The sequence below is a fragment of the Nonomuraea sp. NPDC051191 genome, assembly GCF_044455665.1.
Taxonomy (GTDB): Bacteria; Actinomycetota; Actinomycetes; order Streptosporangiales; family Streptosporangiaceae; genus Nonomuraea.
In genome coordinates, this window is record NZ_JBITEZ010000005.1 from 200,242 (window position 1) to 218,923 (window position 18,682).

Genomic DNA, 18,682 nt, shown 5'->3' on the forward strand with positions numbered 1-18,682 from the left:
TGCCAGGGCTTTCGTGCCACGGTACCGCCAGAAGACGTGAGCGCGCCTCAGGGGCGCGCTCACGGTCACGACGGGCGGTAGGAGCTGCTGACCTCGACCCAGCGGCGCAGCGTGTCGGAGGCCAGGCCGGAGTCGACGGCCTGCCTGGCGCGCTCGTAGCCCTTGAGCATCGCCGAGTCGAGGTCGTCGCCGGCGCCGTCGTGGGCGACCAGTGCGGCGGCGGCGTTGAGCAGGACGGCGTCGCGCACCGGCCCCTGCTTGCCGCCCAGCAGGTCGTGCACGGCCTGGGCGTTGAACTGCACGTCGCCACCGCGCAGCGCGCCCGCGTCGGCCCTGGGGATGCCCAGCACCGCGGGGTCGAACCTGGCCTCGGTGGCCGTGCCGTCGCGGACCACCCACACCGTGGAGGTGCCGGTGATGGTCAGCTCGTCGAGCCCGTCGTCGCCGCGGAACACCAGCGCCGACACGCCGCGCTCGGCGAAGACCCCGGCGATGACGGGCAGCATCCGGGCGTCGTAGACGCCGATGGCCTGGGCGCTGGGCCGGGCCGGGTTGGTCAGCGGGCCCAGGAAGTTGAAGACCGTCGGGACGCCGATCTCCTTGCGCGCCGGCCCGGCGAAGCGCAGCGCCGGGTGGTAGACGGGGGCGAAGCAGAAGGCGATGCCCGCCTCGCGCGCCACCCGCGCGGTCTGCTCCGGCGTCAGGTCGAGCCTGATGCCCATGTGCTCCAGGACGTCGGCGGCGCCGCACAGGGAGGACGCCGACCGGTTGCCGTGCTTGACGACCCGGGCGCCGGCCGCGGCGGCCACGATGGCGGCCATCGTGGAGACGTTGACGGTGTGGGCGCGGTCGCCGCCCGTGCCCACGACGTCGAGGACGGGCCCCTCGACCGTCAGCGGGGTGGAGAACTCCAGCATCGTCCGGGCCAGGCCCACCACCTCGGCCACCGTCTCGCCCTTGGCGCGCAGGGCCAGCGCGAAGCCCGCGATCTGGGCGGAGGTGGCATTGCCTGAGAAGATCTCCCGCATCGCCCAGGCCGCTTCGTCGGCCGTCAGATGCTCGCCGGAAAGGAGCGCGGAGAACAGGGCGGGCCAGGTCGTCCGGGAGTCCATGAGCACCTACTTCGCGTTGAGTCGGGTGGCGGAACGGCGGCGCATCAGGTCGGCCACGGTGTCGGCCAGGACCATGGGCTCGATGGGCTGCGGCACGACGGCGTCGGCCTTGGACCAGTCGGCCAGCCAGCGGTCGTCGCGCCTGGCGATGATCAGGCAGACGGGCGGGCAGTCGTAGACCTCGTCCTTGGCCTGACGGGAGACGCCCATGCCGCCGGCGGGCTGGGTCTCGCCGTCGAGGACCGCCACGTCGATCTCGCCGGAGCCGAGCCACTGGTGGACCTTGGGCTCGGTGGCGCACTCGATGATCTCGACGAGGGGCACATCGGCCGCCGGCCGCCGGCCGATCGCCTGGCGGACCTCGGCCCGGGTGGTGGCGTCGTCGCTGTAGACGAGGACCCTCATCGTGTCGTCGGTGCTCCCAGAGGACGTCACTTTCGCGCTCACTATCGCTCGAAGCTGTATGGTCACCTGGATCGTACCGTTGCGTCGGGATGCAATCCCAGGCCACCGGGTCTGACAGGCGTTTTGTCCCAATTATCCCAGGTTGATGGCCGGTTTGTTCCTCCTAACGGGGGGTCGTTGGCCGGACCGAACACCGGAGCCGCAATAATGCTGCCCGTGGCGACAGCATCCGCAATAACTTCGACGACGACAGCACAGTCGTACCGACGGCCGAACCTGGTCAGTGTCGGGACGATCGTCTGGCTGTCCTCTGAGCTCATGTTCTTCGCGGCGCTGTTCGCGATGTACTTCACCATCCGGTCGGTGAGCGAGGGGAAGGGCATCGAGTGGGGCCCTGCCTTCCTTCCTGCAGGCATTGAGGCAGAAGGCGCTCACCTGAACATCCCGTTCGCGACGGTCAACACGATCATCCTGGTCCTGTCGAGTGTGACGTGCCAGCTTGGCGTGTGGGCCGCGGAGAAGGGGCAGGTCGGCAAGCTCCGCTTCTGGTACTTCGTCAGCTTCCTGATGGGCGCGGTCTTCGTCGCCGGTCAGCTGTACGAGTACGGCGAGCTGGCGTCAGAGGGCGCGACCCTGTCCGCTAACGCCTACACCTCGGTGTTCTACCTGACGACGGGCTTCCACGGCCTGCACGTGACCGGTGGCCTGATCGCGTTCCTGTTCATGCTGGGACGCACGTACGCCGCGAAGCGCTTTACGCATGAGCAGGCCACCAGCGCGATCGTCGTGTCCTACTACTGGCACTTCGTAGACGTCGTCTGGATCGGTCTTTTCGCGACCATCTACATCATTCGTTAAGGAACGGGATCTCTGTGACTAGGATCACCGCTTGGCGGCGGCATCCCCTCGCGAGATACGCCGTCCTGATTTTGGCGTTGGCGCTGGTCGGGATGGTATACGCCGCCTTTGTCCAGGCGGGCAAGCCTGCGGACGCGGCGCTGGCGGCAGGCAAGGTCGACGACGTGGCCGAGGGCAAGAGCCTGTTCGTGGCCCACTGCTCAAGCTGCCACGGCATGAACGCGGAGGGCACCAACACCGCCCCCACGCTCGTCGGCGTCGGCGCCGCGGCGGTCGACTTCCAGATGAGCACCGGCCGCATGCCCGCCGCCAACCCCGGCCCGCAGGCGCCCCGCAAGCGTCCGGCGCCGTGGGTCAACGAGGAGTCGACCCGGCAGATCGCCGCCTACGTGCAGTCGCTGGGTGGCGGCCCGCAGGTGCCGGGCAAGGAGCAGGTCGACCCGAAGCTCGGCGACGCCGGCAAGGGCGGCGAGCTGTTCCGGGCCAACTGCATCCAGTGCCACAACTGGGCGGGCGCCGGCGGTGCCCTGACGCAGGGCAAGTACGCGCCCAACCTGAACGAGTCGTCGCCGACGCAGATCTACGAGGCGATGGTCACCGGCCCGCAGGCGATGCCGGTCTTCAACGACTCGACGATCACGCCTGAAGAGAAGCGCAGCATGATCGCGTACATCACCCAGGTCCGTGAGCAGAAGGACCCCGGAGGGTTCGGCCTCGGGCGCATCGGCCCGGTCACCGAAGGTCTCGTAGCGTTCGTGGCGGGCATCGCCGCGCTCGCCCTCGCCGCCATCTGGATCACCGCGAAGAAGCGACAGAAGTCATGACAGACAACGAGCACGAGATCGAGCAGCCGGACGAACGCGTGCCCAAGCGCGTCATCGGCACTCCCGCGGCCGGCACGTCGATGCTGGGCGCCGCTGAGACCGAAGAGGTCGCGGACCGCGACGTCCCGGGCGTGACGCTGCAGGACGAGACCAAGGCCGGCAAGGCCGAGAAGATCGTGGCGCTCTGCTTCGCGATCACGTTCCTGGCCGGGATCGCCTTCCTCATCTCCTACGTGGTGTTCCAGGTGGGCAGCCCGGAGGCGACGGGCGTCTCCAACCTCGCCCTCGGCGGCACGCTGACCCTCGCCGTCCTCGGCCTCGCGGTCGGCATCGTGGTCTGGGTCCGCCAGATCATGCCGAAGTACGCGCTGGTCCAGGAGCGCCACTCGATGGCCTCGGACGAGGACGACCGCGAGGTCGTCTCCGAGACGTTCCTGCAGGGCGCCAACGAGAGCGGGTTCGTCAAGCGCAAGCTGATGCGCCGCACGCTGCTGCTGGCCGCCGCGCCGCTCGGCCTGGTGCCGCTGGTGCTGCTGCGCGACCTCGACAACTCCAAGATGCCCGCGGCGAAGTTCAACAAGCTGCTGCGCCACACCGTCTGGGGTGAGAAGACCAAGGAGGGCAAGCCGCTGCGCCTGGTCGTCGAGGGCACCGGCCAGCCGATCCGCGCGGCCGACTTCAACTCGCCCGGCGGCATCCTGTCCGTGGTGCCCGAGGGCTACCAGCACGACCTCAACGCGCTCGCCAAGGCCACGCTGATCCTGATCAAGTTCCGTCCGGAGGAGCTCAAGAGCGGCGTCAGGCAGAACTGGACGCACGACGGCATCGTCGCCTACTCCAAGATCTGCACGCACGTCGGCTGCCCGGCGGCGCTCTACGAGCAGACCACCCACCACATCCTGTGCCCGTGCCACCAGTCGACGTTCGACGCGGCCGACGGCGCGAAGGTCATCTTCGGTCCGGCCGCCAGGCCGCTGCCCCAGCTGCCCATCACGGTCGACGGCGAGGGCTATCTGATCGCCAAGGGTGACTTCGACGTACCCGTCGGTCCCAGCTACTGGGAACGCGGCGACGCCGAGGCCGAGGCCAGGGAGAAGGGAGGCCAGGCATGAGCGACATGAACGCCGTACCGAAGGCCATCGCCGGGCCGTCGAACTTCCTCGACGAGCGTCTGGGCGGGGCCAACTTCCTCAAGCGCAACCTGCGCAAGATCTTCCCCGACCACTGGTCGTTCCTGCTGGGTGAGATCGCGCTCTACTCGTTCATCATCCTGCTGCTGACCGGTACGTTCCTGACGCTGTGGTTCAAGCCGAGCATGGGCGAGGTCGCCTATGACGGCTCGTACGCGCCGCTCAAGGGCGTCATGATGTCGGAGGCCTACGCGTCGTCGCTGGAGATCAGCTTCGACGTCCGGGGTGGTCTGCTGATGAGGCAGATGCACCACTGGGCGGCCCTCCTCTTCGTGGCCGGCATGACGGTCCACATGCTCCGGGTGTTCTTCACCGGCGCCTACCGCAAGCCGCGCGAGCTCAACTGGATCATCGGCGTGCTGCTGCTGACCCTGGCGCTGGCCGAGGGCCTGACCGGCTACTCCCTCCCCGACGACCTGCTCTCCGGCGCCGGTCTGCGGATCACCGAGGGTGTGGCGATCTCGCTGCCGCTGGTGGGCACGTACATCACGTTCTTCCTGTTCGGCGGGGAGTATCCGGGCGGCGACGTCGTATCCCGGTTCTACTCGCTGCACATCCTGCTCATCCCGGGCATCCTGCTGGCGCTGGTCTCGGCTCACATGGTGCTTATGTGGGTGCAGAAGCACACGCAGATGCCGGGCAAGGGGCGTACCAACAAGAACGTGGTGGGCGCGCCGTTCTACCCGGCCTTCATGGCCAAGGCGGGCGCCTACTTCCTGTTCACGCTCGCCGTGGTGTCGGGTCTCGCGACGTTCGCGCAGATCAACCCGATCTGGCTGTTCGGGCCGTACACACCGGCGGACGTGTCCGCCGGTTCGCAGCCCGACTGGTACATGGGCTTCCTCGAAGGCTCGCTGCGGCTCATGCCGCCGTGGGAGTGGAACCTGTTCGGCACGGCCCACGCGGGCACCCTGCCGCTGAGCGTGATCATCCCGGCGCTGGTGCCGATGGGCATCATCATGACCGGTCTCGCGCTCTACCCGTTCATCGAACGGTGGGTGACCGGCGACCACCGCGAGCACCACGTCGCCGACCGTCCGCGCAACAACCCCCACCGCACCTCGATCGGCATCTCGGCGATGACGTTCTACGGTGTGCTGTGGCTGCTCGGCGCCAACGACGAGATCTCGGCCAACTTCCACGTCAGCCTCAACTGGACGACGTACATCGGCCGGGTGCTGGTCTTCGTCGCGCCGGCGCTGGCCTACCTGATCACCTACCGCATGTGCCTCGGCCTGCAGCGCAGCGACGCCGCGGTCATCGGGCACGGTGTGGAGTCGGGTGTCATCAAGCGGCTGCCGCACGGCGAGTTCATCGAGGTGCACACGCCGCCGTCCGACGACATCGAGGCCCACCTGCGGGGCAAGGAGGCGGTGCCGGCCCTGCCCGTGGACGAGGACGCCTCCGGCATCCCGCCCAAGGGCATGCGCGGCCCGCTCGGCAGGCTTCGCGGCAAGATGTCCCAGGCGTACGGCGGGGAGAAGATCCCGCTCGACGACGGGCACCACGAGGAGCACGGCGAGCACGCCGCCATCGGTTCCGGCGACGACCGGAGCCTCACCCACTAGGGGTGTACGTGCATGATCGGCCCGGACGGGATGACCCGTCCGGGCCGTTTCGCGTTCCGGGCCGGCCGCGGGGAGGACGGGCAGGTTCCTGCTCCCGGCCCGCGGCCTGAGGGGGTGGGCCGGAGGCGTCACGGGGCGGCGGCCGTCCGTTCGGGCCGGGAAACGCCTCGGGCCCGGCCGGGGGACGGCCGGGCCCGGGAACGGACGCGAGGGTGGCGGGGGAGCGGGGTCAGTCGGTCTCGGTGAAGCCGATCGAGAAGGCGGCGTCGAGGTCGTGCTTGGAGTAGGTGCGGAAGGCGATGTGGGTCTCGGTGTGCTCGACGCCGTCGACCTTGTTGACCCGCCCGGGGATGACCTCGGCCACCTCCTCGTAACGGGCGACCCTGACCATGGCGAGCAGATCCCATTCGCCGGTGATGGAGTAGACCTCGCTGACCCCGTCGATCTCGGCGATCGTCTGGGCGACCTCCGGGATCCGGTCTACCTCGGCCTTGATGTGGACAATTGCCGTGACCATGCATTAACTGTATCCGGTCATCGCAAAGGCCGTCCCTCGCGGTCGCGACGCTGATCAAGGCCGCGATAGGCCAGATCGATGCGGGCCTTGTGGCGGGCCGCGCCCCGGGCGGGCATCGACCACACGCCGTCGACCTCGACCAGCCGCACGCCCGGCGACTCCAGCCAGCGGAGAATGCACTCGGTCTCCTCGGCGCTGGCCGCGTGGACCGGGCCGGGGCCCGGGATGACGGCCTCCGCCATCGCCTTGAGCGAGGCGACGAAGGGCGTGGGATGGGCGCCCTTCGGCATCACGCCCGCCGCGGCCAGGCGGCCGTAGCGGACCACGTGGATGTCCCAGCCGCCGTCGAAGGCCGGGCTGGCGGCCACCAGCTCGGGGAGGCGGGTGACGGCGGTCAGGCGCTGCATGCGGGCCGCCGCCCGGACGAACGCGGCCAGCCGGTCGCGGTCGACGGAGGCCTCCTCGTAGCGCTGCTCGACCGACAGGCGCTCCATGCGGGCCGACACGGCCGTGAAGACGAGCGAGGCGTCGGAGGTCATGGCCCGGCGCGCGCTCTCGACGTGCACGGAGTATTCCTCGGGGCTCTCGTTGCCCGCGCAGGGCGCGCCGCAGCGGCCCATCTCGTGCAGGACGCAGGCGGCCCGGCGGGTGCGCAGGCTGATCGGCTGGGTGCACTGGCGCAGCGGCACGGCCTCGTGCAGGGCGATGCGGGCCTCGTCGGCCAGGCGGGTGCTGCTGAACGGGCCGAGGTAGGTGGCGTCGTCGTCCTTCAGCTCGCGCACGATCGACAGGCGGGGGAAGGGGCCGGCGGTGAGCTTGAGCCAGACCATCTTCTCCGGGAAGCGCGAGCGGCGGTTGTAGCGCGGCTTGGCGCCGCCGATCAGCCGCAGCTCTCTGACCTCGGCTTCCAGCGCGGTCGCGCAGACGACGTGGCGCACGCGCTCGGCGATGCCGATCATCTCGCGGATGCGCGGGCGGGTCTCGGCGGCCGTGAAGTAGGAGCGCACGCGGTTGCGCAGGTTGGTGCTCTTGCCGATGTAGAGCACCTCGCCGCGTTCGTCCTCGAAGAAGTAGACGCCCGGCGCGTGCGGGACGGACTCGGCCAGGTGGCGCTTGCGCTGCTGCTCGGGCGTGGGGGCGCGGACGAACGACTTCAGCTCTTCGAGCGTGTGGACCTGGAAGGAGCCGGCCCGCTCGATCAGCCCGTGGAGCACGTCGACGGTGGCCCTGGCGTCCTGGAGGGCGCGGTGGCACGGCTCGGTGGGGCTGCGGAAGAACCGGGCGAGGGTGGACAGCTTGGCGTTGGGCGTCTCGTCGCGGGTCAGCACCCGCCGGGCCAGGTCGACGGTGTCGACGACCGGGTTGGCCGGCGGGGGATAGCCGTGGGCGGCGCAGGCGGCCTTGACGAAGCGGGTGTCGAAGCTCGCGTTGTGGGCCACCAGCGTGGAGCCCCTGATGAACTCCAGGAAGCTCGGCAGCACCGCCTCGATGCGCGGGGCGGCCATCACCATGGCGTCGGTGATGCCGGTCAGCACCGAGATGAACGGCGGGATCGGCCCGCCGGGGTCGACCAGGGTGGAGAACTCGCCCAGCACCTCACCCGCCCGCACCTTGACCGCGCCGATCTCGGTGATCGAGTCTTCGGCCGGCGAGCCGCCGGTGGTCTCCAGGTCGAACACGACGAACGTGACGTCGCTGAGGGGGGTGCCTAGCTCGTCGAGGGTGCCTTGTACCGCGTCCACGTTCCAAGACCATAGAGAGGGGGTCCGACAGTTACTCCGGCGGACCACGCCGGAAGGCGTGTCGGAGCGCGCCGGAGTGGCAGGTGGGGACGCGGTGAGGGGTGGGCGGGAAGGGCGAAGGAGGCGAACGGGAAATGTGCTCGAATAACCATCTTTCTTGATCCTTAGTTACCCTTCCCTTTATGTCCGCGGGAAGACTTGCCGGCCGCTACGCCCTGCTGCGCCCACTCGGCGCCGGCGGCATGGGGAAGGTGTGGCTGGCCAAGGACGAGATGCTCGACCGCGAGGTCGCGGTCAAGGAGCTCACGCTGCCCGAGGGCATCCCGCCCAAGGAGCGCGCCCACGCGGTCACCAGGGCCGTCCGCGAGGCGCAGGCCACCGCCCGGCTGCGCCATCCCGGCATCGTGGCGCTGCACGACGTCATCGTCGAGCACGAGCGGCCGTGGCTGGTCATGGAGCTGCTGCGGGGCCGTACGCTGGCCGAGACCGTCCGCGAGTTCGGGCCCATGCCTCCCGAGTACGCCGCCCGCGTCGGCGCCGACGTCCTGGAGGCGTTGCTGGCCGCCCACGCCCAGGGGTTGCAGCACCGCGACGTGAAGCCGGGCAACGTGTACCTGACCGACAGCGGCAGGGTGGTGCTGACCGACTTCGGCATCGCCCGGCAGGAGGGGCAGGCCACGCTCACCGAGCAGGGGCTGATGATCGGCTCGCCCGGGTTCATCGCGCCCGAGCGGCTGGAGGGCGAGCCCGGCGGCCCGGCCAGCGACCTGTGGTCGCTCGGCGCGACCCTGTTCGCCGCGGTGACCGGCGGCAACGCCTACCAGGGCTCGGTCGCCGAGCGGGTCAGGGCGACCGTGACGCAGCCGGTGCCGGTCGCGCCGGGTCCGCTCGGGCCGCTGCTGGCCGCCATGATGGCGCGTCACCCGGGCGCCCGTCCCGATGCGCGCAACGTCGTGCACGCGCTCAGGCAGGTGGCCGCGGGCGGTCAGCCGCCGGTCCCGGCGGCCGGTGAGCAGGCGACCGCTCCCCGCCGGGTCGGCCGGCGTGGCCGGCCGCTGCTGGTGTGGAGCGCGGCCGGGGCCGTGCTCGTCGTCGCCGCCGCGGCCACCGGCTTCTTCCTGCTGCGCGACGACGTCGGCGGCGGGACGCCGACCGCGTTCACCGTGCCGTTGGACGTGTGCACCCTGCTGACCCCGCAGGACGTCGGCGGCCTGCTGCGCACCCAGAGCCCGCCCAAGGCTCAGCCGGACGGCGATGAGGTGGGCCCGGAGTGCGGCTGGCCGGTCGCGGGCACCGGGGTGGGCCTGCAGGTGCAGAAGGACTCCGACACCGTCGATCCGTGGTCGATGACCGCCGACACCGCCCGCACCCTGTTCCAGAACCAGAAGCGCTACTGGGCCAAGTACGACCAGGTCGACTGGACCTGGCCCGAGATCGGCGTCAAGACCGACATGCGCTCCACGCGCACCCCCGTCCACGATCTGAAGGGGCTGGGCGAGGAGGCGTTCGCGTTCGAGCTGAAGGGCAGGACGGGCCGCGTCCACTCCGCCCACGTCTACTACCGGATCGCCAACCTGGTGGTGGCCGTCGAGTACGCCACCCTGGGCGACAAGCCGACCGACGAGGACGTCCGGCAGGCGGCGATCAAGGCGGCCAGGGCGAGCGAGCAGGCGTTGCGCCGTGCGAGGTGACCACTACCTGCTGGCCGGCCGGTACCGGCTGGTCGAGCAGCTCGGGCAGGGCGGCGCGGGCACGGTGTGGCGGGCGCTGGACGAGACGCTCGACCGCGAGGTCGCCGTCAAGCAGGTGCGGGTGCCGCCGGGGCTCAGCCCCCACCAGCGGGCCGAGTTCGCCGGCCGCGCCATCCACGAGGCCAGGTCGGCCGGACGCCTGCGCGACCCGGCCATCGTGCTCGTGCACGACGTGGTGCTCGACGGCGACCAGCCGTGGATCATCATGGACCTGGTCACCGGCCGGTCCCTGGACAAGGTGATCAAGGAGAACGGCCCGCTGCCGCCGCCGTACGCGGCCCGCATCGGGCTCCAGGTGCTGTCGGCGCTGGAGGTCGCGCACACCCACGGCATCCTCCACCATGACGTCAAGCCGGCCAACATCCTGCTCGACGCCGACGGCTCGGCCATGCTGACCGACTTCGGCATCGCCGTCCCCATGGACGGCCAGGGCGACGGGGGTGTCGGCAGCGGCTCGCCCGGTTACATGGCTCCCGAGCGGCTCAACGAGCAGGCGCCGGGCCCGGCGTCCGACCTGTGGTCGCTGGGCGCGAGCCTGTACACCGCCGTGGAGGGGCGGGCGCCGTTCGAGCGGCAGTTTCCCGCGGCGGTCGCGGCGGCGGTGCTGCTGCACGAGCCGCCCTTCCCCGCGCGGGCGGGCCGCGAGTTCGGCGGGCTGCTCATGGCGATGCTGGCCAAGGAGCCCGCCGCCCGTCCCACGGCGGCCCAGGTCCGGGAGGTGCTCAGCGGCGCGCCGGTGCGCTCGGGTCCGATCCCCGTGCGCCGGCGGCGGTGGCTGCTGCCGGTGGCGGTCGCGTCCGGCGTCGCGGTGCTGGGCGCGGGCGGCTGGTACGCCGTCGGCGCGGCGCAACCCGAGACCGGCCGCTACGCCGCCGCCCCCGACCCCTGCCGCCTGCTCAGCGACGCCCAGGCCGCCGAGCTGATGCGGGGCGCGGCCCGGCGCAGCGCCACGCGGGACGGCGAGTGCCAGTGGGTCGCCGGCCTGGAGGAGCGGCAGGGCCGGCGGATCACCGTCCGCACCTGGATCGAGAGGCCCGACGGCGGCCTCGGCGGGCCTCAGGTGGCGTTGCGCCGGTTCACCAGCGAGAAGGGCACCAGGAGCGCGGCCGAGGGCACCCGGGCGCGGGTGGCCGTCGGCGAGGTCGGCGACGTCGCGGGGGTGGGGGAGGCGGCGTTCGTGCAGCACCGGTTCGAGCTGTTGATGTCCTCCAGCGCGGTCGGCCGGTTCGACAGCACCGTGCTCTTCCGTTCCAGCAACCTGCTCGGCGAGGTGGTCTGGCACCGCGACGAGGTGTCGGTCAAGGCGCCGGTCGACAAGGAGACGGCGCTGCGGGTCGCCCGGCTTGTCTCCGGGGCGCTGCCGCGATGACCGTCCAGCGCACCGCACGGGCGTTATCACCATGTGTCCCCGCAAGTCAGGGCAAGCTCAGGAGTGCCAGTGAATCCCGGTAGCGAGTACGAGCCGCCGACCACCCCTCATCCGGTGCCGGGCCGGCGGTTCGAGCCGCCGTCCGGGCCGCCGCAGGGTTCGCAGCAGGGTTCGCAGTGGGGTTCGCAGTGGGGGCCGCCGCAGGAGCCGCAGTGGGCGCCGCCGGCGCTGCCGCCCACCGGGCCGATGGGGAGGCCGCCCGGCCCGCCCACTGGTCCGCCCGGACGCCGGCCGGCGTGGTTGACGCCCGTGCTCGCCGCGGCCCTCGTGGTGGTCGTGGCCGCGGGCGGCGTGGGGGCCTACCTCCTGATCTCCGACAGGGGCTCCGGGGGGACGGCGGCCGGGCCGTCGTCGTCCTCCTCGTCCTCGTCGGCGGCGCACTCCGCGGTCCCGGCCGCCGCCGCGACGGGCCCGGACGTGTGCTCGATGCTGCCCCAGGACGAGGCGGAACGGCTGGCGCCCGGCGCGACGGTGGCCAAGTCGTCCAGGGACTCCGACTACACGGTCACCTTCGCCTGCAACTGGCAGAACCAGCGCATCTCGTTCGGCGAGTTCTGGCGCAGCAGGGAGATCGACGTCAAGATCGACCAGCACAAGGGCGAGGGGGCCAAGACCGGCCGCTCGATGGCCCAGAGCTCGTACGAGATGGACTACCGGGGCGCCAAGTACGGCGCCACCGCCAAGCCCTCGCTCGACCCCGACGAGAAGGAGTACGTCTCCCCGGTCAAGGACGTGACCGGCGTGGGCGAGGGCGCCTTCGCCCAGTACACCTGGCGGCGCGACGGCAAGCTGTTGTGGTACTCCTTCGGCAAGGCCCACGCCCAGGTCGGGGACATGACGATCGAGGTCAAGTTCCAGGCCGGGCAGCAGCGCAAGGACGCGCGGATCCTGTCCAACGAGAGCACCAGGTCCATCACGGAGGACAACGCGATCCGCGAGGTCAGCGGCCTGATCGGGTACTTCGCCAAGGGGGTGGCCGCCTGGCAGGCGCAGCACCCCGGCGTGCTGGCCAAGCCCGACCAGGCCCAGGTCACCCAGAGCCCGACCGCCCGCCCGACGCCGTCGCCCACGGTCCTGGCCGCCTTCCCACCCGCCTGCCAGGCCGTCACGGAGGCCGCCACCCGCCTGGTGCCGAAGCCGACGACGAGGGCGCGCGCCACCGAGTCGGGCAACGACGACGAGACCGAGTGCCGCTGGCTCAACCTCGACCTGCCGGGCACGGCCGGGAACGTCAAGATCCGCAGCATGCTGATCAGCACCCACCGCTTCACCAACCGGGCGGGCGCGATCGACCCGAGCGCGGCCAAGGCGTACTACGCCGGCGAGCGCGGCGGCGACAAGAACACCGAGAAGTCGACCATCGGCGGCATCACCTGGGGCGAGGTGCGCGACCTCGAAGGGCTCGGCGAGCAGGCGTACAGCCAGTTCGTGCAGACCAGGCAGGGCGACGTGTCGGCCTCCAGCGGCACGGTGATCGCCCGTACCGGCGCGCTGGTGGTCAGGGTCGACTACTCCGGCGCCGAACGGCCCGAGAGCGAGCCGGCGAACTCGCCCAAGGTCAAGCTCATGCCGCAGAAGGAAGCGCAGGAGGGGGCGCTCACCCTGGCCCGGGCGTACCTGGCCGAACTGGTCAAGCAGCCGGTCGGAAGCTGAGCCCGCGCGCGGCGCGACGCCGCCGGTCCTCGCGTGCCGCGCGGGGACCGGCTCTCTGACAGGAGATCCGCGTCAACAGTTAACAGGGCTGCAACTCGGTTGCAAGCGGGACAAATAGCGTTGTTGATCAGCAAGCCGCCGGGCCGCGCGATCACGCTTGTCCGCTACAGGGGCATGGGCAGCCGTGGTGGATCACGCGGCCTGCCGCTCGCCACCCGGCTCGCGGATCAGGAACGGCTCCAGCAGGCCCGGCACCGCGTGTGCCGCCAGGTCGAGCCCGGCGCCGCGGCCCACGTCCAGGATCTCGTAGTGGCCACCGCCCGCGGCCGTGCAGGCCGAGACGGTCAGCAGGCCCGAGCGCCGCTGGAAGAACGACTGGCGGAACGTCCAGCCGGTGATGCCGGCCCGGTCCAGCGCCACCGTACGGCGGACGAGCGCGCCGCGGCGCGTGACCAGGTGCCGCCGGCCCAGCGCGTGCCCGAGACCGCGACGGCTCTCGGCGGCCAGCCACAACCCCGCCGGGAGCGCCAGGACGGGCGCCGCCCAGAGCCACCCGCGCGGCCACGACGCGGGCAGCAGCCACCAGGCGAGCCCGGCGCACGCCGCCAGCACGACCGTCGTCGCCAGCGCCCGCACCACCCGCCGCCGCCCGGCCGCCGCCGGGTGCGGGACGAGCGGCCCGCCCATGACGGAGCCGGTGGGCGGGCCTGTGAGGGCGGCGGCGATGCGGGTCGCCTCGGCGCGGGGGAGCGGGGGCGTGAGCGCGGCCACGTCCTCGGTCTCGTCGTCCTTCTTGGCCAGCCCGGTCGTGACGGCCTTGACGCGGGCGCCGCCGCCCAGCCGCAGCAGCAGCGGTTCGCTGATCTCGACGCCGCGCAGCCGCCGTTCCTCCAGGGTCAGCGAGCGCGTGGTCAGCAGCCCCCGGCGCAGCCTGAGCCGGCCGGGCTCGCGGTCCAGGCGGTAGCGGCCCCAGGACTCGGCGTACAGCAGGAACGCGCCGAGCGCGCCGACGGCCGCGTTGAGCGCCAGGAGCAGCGGGACCGCGAGCCAGGGCTGCGTGCTCACCCAGTCCCACAGGCCGGTCGCCGCCCGGTCGGAGAAGTCCTTGAGCCCGACGGCGCCGAGCGCCTTGTAGGCCGCGCCCAGGACCACCGCGGCGCCGGTGAACGTCCAGATCGACAGGGGCGCGTACCGGATCCAGGACCAGCGCAGCTCGGCCAGGGGGCCGTCCGCGGGCGCGGGCGCGTCCTGGCGCAGCAGCGTACGGCGCAGCATCTCGGCCGAGTGCCGGTCCAGGGCGTCCAGCGCCAGCTCGGAGCCCTCGGCCGCGTGCTCGCCGGTGCCCACCTTGACCACGGTCAGGCCGAACGCCCGGCGTACCGGGTCGGCCCGCAGGTCCACGCTGCGCACCCGGTCCAGCGGGATCGAGCGGTGCTGCCGGACGGTCACGCCCGAGCGCAGTTCGAGCCGGTCGGCGGTGAGCCGCCAGGACGTCGTACGCAGCCGGGCCTCCTCGTAGGCCACCGCCCCGGCCACGATCAGCACGGCGGCCCCCGCGCACGCGGCGACGACGCCGCCCAGGCCCCAGTCCTGGCCCACCAGGAACCGCGCCAGCCCGGCCGCCGCGCCCGCGACCAGTGCGAGCGACCTGGCCGCCGCGTTCCACAGGCTCCGGCGCGACAGCCGCTGCCAGCCGGTCACGTCGCGTCCCCGGGCGTCGCCTGGGTGCGCGCGGTGAGCACTTCGGCCAGCTCCGCGGCGAGCGCGTGGTCCAGCGCCGTGATCTTGACCGCCCCGGCGGAGGAGGCGGTGGTCACCGTGACGTCGGCCAGCCCGAACAGCCGCTGCACCGGCCCCCGCTCGGTGTCGACCCGCTGGATCCTGGACATCGGCGCCACCTTCCACGTGTGCGTCAGCCACCCCTGGCGGACGTAGACCGCCTCGTCGGTGACCTCCCACCGCTGCACCTGGTAGGCCGCCCGCGGCTCGACGAGCGCCACCAGCAGGCACGCCACCGCGAACGCCCCCGCCGCCGCCCCCAGCCCCGGCGTACGGGGCGTGAACGCCACGTACGCGCCCACGGCCGCGGCCGCCACCGGGACCATGAGGACGAGCCACTGCACCGTCCACCACGCCACCGCCCTGCGGTCGGGCCGGTGCCGCGGCGGACGCAACACGGTCCCGCTCATCGTCCCTCCTCCGTCCGGCCCGACGCCCTGGCCACAGAGCCGGCCACCGCGAGCAGCGCGAACCCGAGCACCCCGATCACGACGGCCGCGAAGATCTCGTAACCGTCGAGGAACGGCAGCACGTTGACCACGAGCAGGCCGTGCGCCCATCCCCACCAGCCGAACAGGGTGTTGAGCAGGCCGCCGATCCCCTGCAGGACCAGCAGCCAGCCGAAGACCTCCACCACCGCTTTCATGCCTCCACCCTCGCCGCCGGGGCGGCCCGCCCGCCTCGGCCATCGGTCTGCGGCGACATCGACTTTGGTCGCTGTCGGGCGGTCCTCGGCAGGGCATAACCTCGACGAATGTGAGAGAGCTGCGGGGGGAGGGCGATCCGGCCCTGGAATACCGGTGGGCGTTGCCGTCCACGCTGCTCGGCGACGGCCGCGGGCGGCGGGTGCGGCGCTCGACCCTCGACTGGGTCTCCGACATCGCGCTGTTCCTGCTGGCCTGCGGCCTGACGTTCATCAGCCTGGAGGAGATCCGGAACGAGCCCGAGCCGCTGCTGGCCGTCGAGCAGATCGTGGGGGCGCTGGCGTGCGCGGGGGTGTGGCTGCGGCGGCGCTGGCCGGTGGCGTTCGCGCTGGTGACGACCCTGCTGTCGTCCTATCTGGAGCTGGTCGGCGGGGCCTCGCTGGTGGCGCTGTTCACCGTGGCGGTGCACCGGCCGTTCAAGGTGTCCGGGCCGGTCGCGCTGCTGTCGCTGGTCACTCTGGCCCCGTACGTGCTGCTGCGGCCCCAGGAGGACCTGACGCCGCTGTGGGGGGCGGCGTTCGGGGTGACGATCGTGGTGGCCGTGTACGGCTGGGGCATCGTCATCCGGGCCAGGCGGCAGCTCGTCTGGTCGCTGCGGCAGCGGGCCGAGACCGCCGCCGAGGACGCCAAACGGCTCGAACGCGAGCGCATCGCCCGCGAGATGCACGACGTGCTGGCCCACCGCATCTCGATGCTCAGCCTGCACGCCGGGGCGCTGGAGTTCCGGCCGGACGCGCCCGCCGAGGAGGTCGCCAGGGCGGCGGGCGCGATCAGGAGCAACGCCCACCTGGCGCTCCAGGACCTGCGCGAGGTGATCGGCGTGCTGCGCCACACCCCGCCCGGCGCCGCCGACCCGGTGCCCGACCGGCCGCAGCCGACGCTGGCCGACCTGCCCGCGCTGGTCGAGGAGTGCCGCCAGGCGGGCATGGACGTACGCTTCGACCTGGGCGCCGCGGACGGCGTCCCCGAGGGGCTGGGCCGCAACGTCTACCGCATCGTGCAGGAGGCGCTCACCAACGCGCGCAAGCACGCGGGCGGCGCGCCGGTGGCGGTGGCCGTGGCGGGGGAGCGGGGCGAGGGCGTCTCGACGGAGGTGCGCAACCCGGTGTGGACGCGGCACGGGCCGCGCATGCCGGGCGCGGGCGCCGGACTCATCGGGCTGACCGAACGGGCCGAGCTGGCAGGCGGACGGCTGGAGCACGGCGTGACGGACGGCGAGTTCCGCGTCCACGCCTGGCTGCCGTGGCCGCACGAGAAGGACGGGGACCGGGGTTGAACGACGGAGGGCTGATGGACGCGCCGATCAAGGTGCTGATCGTGGACGACGACGCGATGGTGCGGGCCGGGCTGTCGATGATCCTCGGCGGGGCCGCCGACATCGAGATCGTGGGCGAGGCGGCCGACGGGGCCGAGGTGCCACCGCGGGTGGCCGAGCACCGGCCGCACGTCGTCCTGATGGACATCCGCATGCCGGGCGTCGACGGGCTCACCGCGACCGAGGCGCTGCGCCGCACCGCCTCGCCGCCCGAGGTCGTGGTGCTGACCACGTTCCACGCCGACGCCCAGGTCGTGCGGGCGCTGCGCGCGGGGGCGGCCGGGTTCCTGCTGAAGGACATCCCGCCCGGCGATCTGGTCGACGCCATCAGGAGGGTGGCCGCGGGCGAGCCGATCCTGTCGCCGGCGGTGACGCGGCAGCTCATCGCGCACGTGTCCGACGGGGGCGGGCGCGACCGTACCGAGCGGGCGCGGGGGCTGCTCGGGCGGCTGAGCGAGCGGGAGCGCGAGGTGGCGCTGGCGGTGGGGCAGGGCAGGTCGAACGCCGAGATCGGGCGCGAGCTGTTCATGAGCGTGCCCACGGTCAAGGCGCACGTCTCGCGCATCCTGACCAAGCTCGACCTGAACAACCGGGTGCAGGTCGCGCTGCTGGTCTACGACGCTAGCGGGTGAGCAGCTCCTCGATGGCGGCCCGGTGGAGCACCAGGTCGTCGGGGTCGTCCGGCATGGGCTGCTCGCCGAAGTGGATCCGGCGCTGCCACACCCTGGCCATGATGATGCCGTGGCGGAGGGCGGCGTACATTTCGTAGAAGTCGAGGTCTCGGGGCTCGTAGCCAGTTATTTCGCAATATTTCTGGCATACGTCGGCGCGGTGCATGAAGTCCGGCATGCCGGGCAGGCCCATCGTGACCGACAGGTCCTGGAAGAAGCGGTGCAGGAAGATCATCCAGGAGACGTCCAGCTCGCGCGGGCCCACGGCGGCCATCTCCCAGTCGAGCACCGCCACCGGCGTGAAGTCCCGGTACATGATGTTGCCGATCCTGGCGTCTCCCCAGGTCAGGACGTCGGGGCCGGGGTCGTCCGGCCAGTGTGAGGCCAGCCAGTCGAAGGCCCGCTCCAGCACGGGGATCGGCCGCTCGCCGTGCGCCCACCGGTAGTAGGCACGTTGGGCCTCGACGTGGGCGCGCAGGCCGTCCCTGCCGCCGGGGGCGAGCGGGCCGAGCACCGCGACGTCCTCGCCCGTGCACGGCGTCTCGTGCAGCGCGGCCATGAGCCCGACGCTCGCGTCCTGCAACCGGCGCCGGTCGCCGGGGGAGGCGTCGTGCAGCCAGCCCCCGAACGTGTACGGCATGACATCGGGCGGCACGTCCCCCTCGGCCTGCTCCATGACGAAGAACGGCGTCCCGAGCGGCGCCGGGTCGGGCTCGAACCAGAGCGGCCTGGGCGCTGGGATTCCAGCTTTCTCCCTGGCCAGTCGCATGATCTCGAACTGGGCGCGCAGATCGTAGGAGGGGAACACCGGAACGGCTTCCTTCGCAGGTGCGAGCCTGGCCACGCACCGCCGGGTCTCCTCGCCCCACGTGGCGGTGAAGAACAGCGTCTCGCTCGACATGCCGTTGCCGGAAGGGCGCGAGAGCTCCGAGACCGCGGCGTCCCCGCCGACCCGGCCGCGCAGCCAGCCGGACGCGCGCTCGCGCAGTTCCTCCAGGTCACGCGTGGACGTGCGCATCTGTTCCGTCACCGCTCACCTCCACGCCGCACGGCTGCCCCGGCTCAGTCGTATACCCCCTACCAAGCGCTTGTCTAGGTTCAAGGGACCGTTACGGTCAGGTACGCAAGAGCCGTACCCTTGTCTGAAAGGGCATGTCACGAAGG

General features: G+C 72.0%; 17 protein-coding genes. 9 read left to right on the plus strand and 8 right to left on the minus strand.

The window, feature by feature from the left end:
- Positions 1–65: 65 nt before the first annotated feature.
- Both trpD and ACIA8R_RS15820 read right to left on the minus strand, forming a co-directional pair.
- Positions 66–1,112: an anthranilate phosphoribosyltransferase gene (gene trpD / locus ACIA8R_RS15815; RefSeq protein WP_357700648.1), complete on the minus strand. Its 1,047-nt coding sequence runs from the start codon at positions 1,110–1,112 to the stop codon at positions 66–68.
- Between the two features lie 6 nt (positions 1,113–1,118).
- Complete coding sequence (locus tag ACIA8R_RS15820) at positions 1,119–1,517, minus strand: hypothetical protein (RefSeq protein ID WP_364091499.1); 399 nt, start codon at positions 1,515–1,517, stop codon at positions 1,119–1,121.
- Between the two features lie 207 nt (positions 1,518–1,724).
- Between ACIA8R_RS15820 and ACIA8R_RS15825 the strand changes: the two genes are divergently transcribed.
- The 4 genes from ACIA8R_RS15825 to ACIA8R_RS15840 are packed head-to-tail and all read left to right on the plus strand — an operon-like array spanning position 1,725 to position 5,957.
- A complete protein-coding gene (locus tag ACIA8R_RS15825; protein WP_357700646.1) occupies positions 1,725–2,375 on the plus strand; it encodes a heme-copper oxidase subunit III in 651 nt (216 codons plus the stop codon).
- 14 nt (positions 2,376–2,389) lie between these two features.
- Positions 2,390–3,199, plus strand: a complete 810-nt coding sequence (locus tag ACIA8R_RS15830; protein WP_357700645.1) for a c-type cytochrome — start codon at positions 2,390–2,392, stop codon at positions 3,197–3,199.
- On the plus strand, positions 3,196–4,311 hold the full coding sequence (locus tag ACIA8R_RS15835) for a Rieske 2Fe-2S domain-containing protein (RefSeq protein WP_364091378.1): 1,116 nt from the start codon (positions 3,196–3,198) through the stop codon (positions 4,309–4,311). The genes ACIA8R_RS15830 and ACIA8R_RS15835 overlap by 4 nt, the downstream gene beginning before the upstream one ends.
- The gene (locus tag ACIA8R_RS15840; RefSeq protein WP_364091376.1) at positions 4,308–5,957 is read left to right on the plus strand and encodes a ubiquinol-cytochrome c reductase cytochrome b subunit; all 1,650 of its coding nucleotides are present in this window, start codon (positions 4,308–4,310) and stop codon (positions 5,955–5,957) included. The genes ACIA8R_RS15835 and ACIA8R_RS15840 overlap by 4 nt, the downstream gene beginning before the upstream one ends.
- A gap of 229 nt (positions 5,958–6,186) precedes the next feature.
- On the opposite strand, the gene ACIA8R_RS15845 is transcribed toward ACIA8R_RS15840, so the two are convergent.
- Both ACIA8R_RS15845 and ACIA8R_RS15850 read right to left on the minus strand, forming a co-directional pair.
- Positions 6,187–6,474: an Lrp/AsnC ligand binding domain-containing protein gene (locus tag ACIA8R_RS15845; protein ID WP_357700639.1), complete on the minus strand. Its 288-nt coding sequence runs from the start codon at positions 6,472–6,474 to the stop codon at positions 6,187–6,189.
- Positions 6,475–6,491: 17 nt separating this feature from the next.
- Positions 6,492–8,216, minus strand: coding sequence for a DEDD exonuclease domain-containing protein (locus ACIA8R_RS15850; RefSeq protein ID WP_357700637.1), 1,725 nt, complete (start codon positions 8,214–8,216; stop codon positions 6,492–6,494).
- A gap of 182 nt (positions 8,217–8,398) precedes the next feature.
- On the opposite strand from ACIA8R_RS15850, the gene ACIA8R_RS15855 reads away from it, so the two are divergent.
- The 3 genes from ACIA8R_RS15855 (at position 8,399) to ACIA8R_RS15865 (ending at position 13,049) form a co-directional block, all read left to right on the plus strand.
- Positions 8,399–9,907: a serine/threonine-protein kinase gene (locus tag ACIA8R_RS15855; protein ID WP_364091373.1), complete on the plus strand. Its 1,509-nt coding sequence runs from the start codon at positions 8,399–8,401 to the stop codon at positions 9,905–9,907.
- A complete protein-coding gene (locus ACIA8R_RS15860; RefSeq protein WP_397038903.1) occupies positions 9,897–11,336 on the plus strand; it encodes a serine/threonine-protein kinase in 1,440 nt (479 codons plus the stop codon). Before ACIA8R_RS15855 ends, ACIA8R_RS15860 begins: the two co-directional genes overlap by 11 nt.
- 69 nt (positions 11,337–11,405) lie before the next feature.
- Positions 11,406–13,049 (plus strand): hypothetical protein, encoded by a 1,644-nt coding sequence (locus ACIA8R_RS15865; RefSeq protein WP_397038905.1) that lies wholly within the window; start codon positions 11,406–11,408, stop codon positions 13,047–13,049.
- A 192-nt stretch (positions 13,050–13,241) separates the two neighbouring features.
- On the opposite strand, the gene ACIA8R_RS15870 is transcribed toward ACIA8R_RS15865, so the two are convergent.
- Genes ACIA8R_RS15870 through ACIA8R_RS15880 form a run of 3 tightly spaced genes read right to left on the minus strand, consistent with a single transcriptional unit; the run spans position 13,242 to position 15,474 of the window.
- Positions 13,242–14,750, minus strand: a complete 1,509-nt coding sequence (locus ACIA8R_RS15870) for a PH domain-containing protein (RefSeq protein WP_397038907.1) — start codon at positions 14,748–14,750, stop codon at positions 13,242–13,244.
- Complete coding sequence (locus ACIA8R_RS15875; protein ID WP_397038909.1) at positions 14,747–15,238, minus strand: PH domain-containing protein; 492 nt, start codon at positions 15,236–15,238, stop codon at positions 14,747–14,749. Before ACIA8R_RS15875 ends, ACIA8R_RS15870 begins: the two co-directional genes overlap by 4 nt.
- Entirely contained in the window at positions 15,235–15,474 is a 240-nt protein-coding gene (locus tag ACIA8R_RS15880; RefSeq protein ID WP_397038911.1) for a hypothetical protein, read from the minus strand. Before ACIA8R_RS15880 ends, ACIA8R_RS15875 begins: the two co-directional genes overlap by 4 nt.
- A 110-nt stretch (positions 15,475–15,584) precedes the next feature.
- On the opposite strand from ACIA8R_RS15880, the gene ACIA8R_RS15885 reads away from it, so the two are divergent.
- Both ACIA8R_RS15885 and ACIA8R_RS15890 read left to right on the plus strand, forming a co-directional pair.
- Positions 15,585–16,808: a sensor histidine kinase gene (locus tag ACIA8R_RS15885; RefSeq protein ID WP_397038912.1), complete on the plus strand. Its 1,224-nt coding sequence runs from the start codon at positions 15,585–15,587 to the stop codon at positions 16,806–16,808.
- A gap of 14 nt (positions 16,809–16,822) precedes the next feature.
- Positions 16,823–17,479 (plus strand): response regulator transcription factor, encoded by a 657-nt coding sequence (locus ACIA8R_RS15890; RefSeq protein WP_364091361.1) that lies wholly within the window; start codon positions 16,823–16,825, stop codon positions 17,477–17,479.
- Here the strand turns inward: ACIA8R_RS15890 and ACIA8R_RS15895 are convergent.
- Positions 17,469–18,548: a phosphotransferase family protein gene (locus ACIA8R_RS15895; RefSeq protein WP_397038915.1), complete on the minus strand. Its 1,080-nt coding sequence runs from the start codon at positions 18,546–18,548 to the stop codon at positions 17,469–17,471. The two genes, ACIA8R_RS15890 and ACIA8R_RS15895, sit on opposite strands and share 11 nt — an antisense overlap.
- Positions 18,549–18,682: the final 134 nt, after the last annotated feature.

Bases quoted from the DNA above. Each gene is read 5' to 3' on its own strand.
- trpD (WP_357700648.1), bottom strand. From the start codon at position 1,112: ATGGACTCCCGGACGACCTGGCCCGCCCTGTTCTCCGCGCTCCTTTCC.
- ACIA8R_RS15820 (WP_364091499.1), bottom strand. From the start codon at position 1,517: ATGAGGGTCCTCGTCTACAGCGACGACGCCACCACCCGGGCCGAGGTC.
- ACIA8R_RS15825 (WP_357700646.1), top strand. From the start codon at position 1,725: ATGCTGCCCGTGGCGACAGCATCCGCAATAACTTCGACGACGACAGCA.
- ACIA8R_RS15835 (WP_364091378.1), top strand. From the start codon at position 3,196: ATGACAGACAACGAGCACGAGATCGAGCAGCCGGACGAACGCGTGCCC.
- ACIA8R_RS15840 (WP_364091376.1), top strand. From the start codon at position 4,308: ATGAGCGACATGAACGCCGTACCGAAGGCCATCGCCGGGCCGTCGAAC.
- ACIA8R_RS15845 (WP_357700639.1), bottom strand. From the start codon at position 6,474: ATGGTCACGGCAATTGTCCACATCAAGGCCGAGGTAGACCGGATCCCG.
- ACIA8R_RS15855 (WP_364091373.1), top strand. From the start codon at position 8,399: ATGTCCGCGGGAAGACTTGCCGGCCGCTACGCCCTGCTGCGCCCACTC.
- ACIA8R_RS15875 (WP_397038909.1), bottom strand. From the start codon at position 15,238: ATGAGCGGGACCGTGTTGCGTCCGCCGCGGCACCGGCCCGACCGCAGG.
- ACIA8R_RS15880 (WP_397038911.1), bottom strand. From the start codon at position 15,474: ATGAAAGCGGTGGTGGAGGTCTTCGGCTGGCTGCTGGTCCTGCAGGGG.
- ACIA8R_RS15890 (WP_364091361.1), top strand. From the start codon at position 16,823: ATGGACGCGCCGATCAAGGTGCTGATCGTGGACGACGACGCGATGGTG.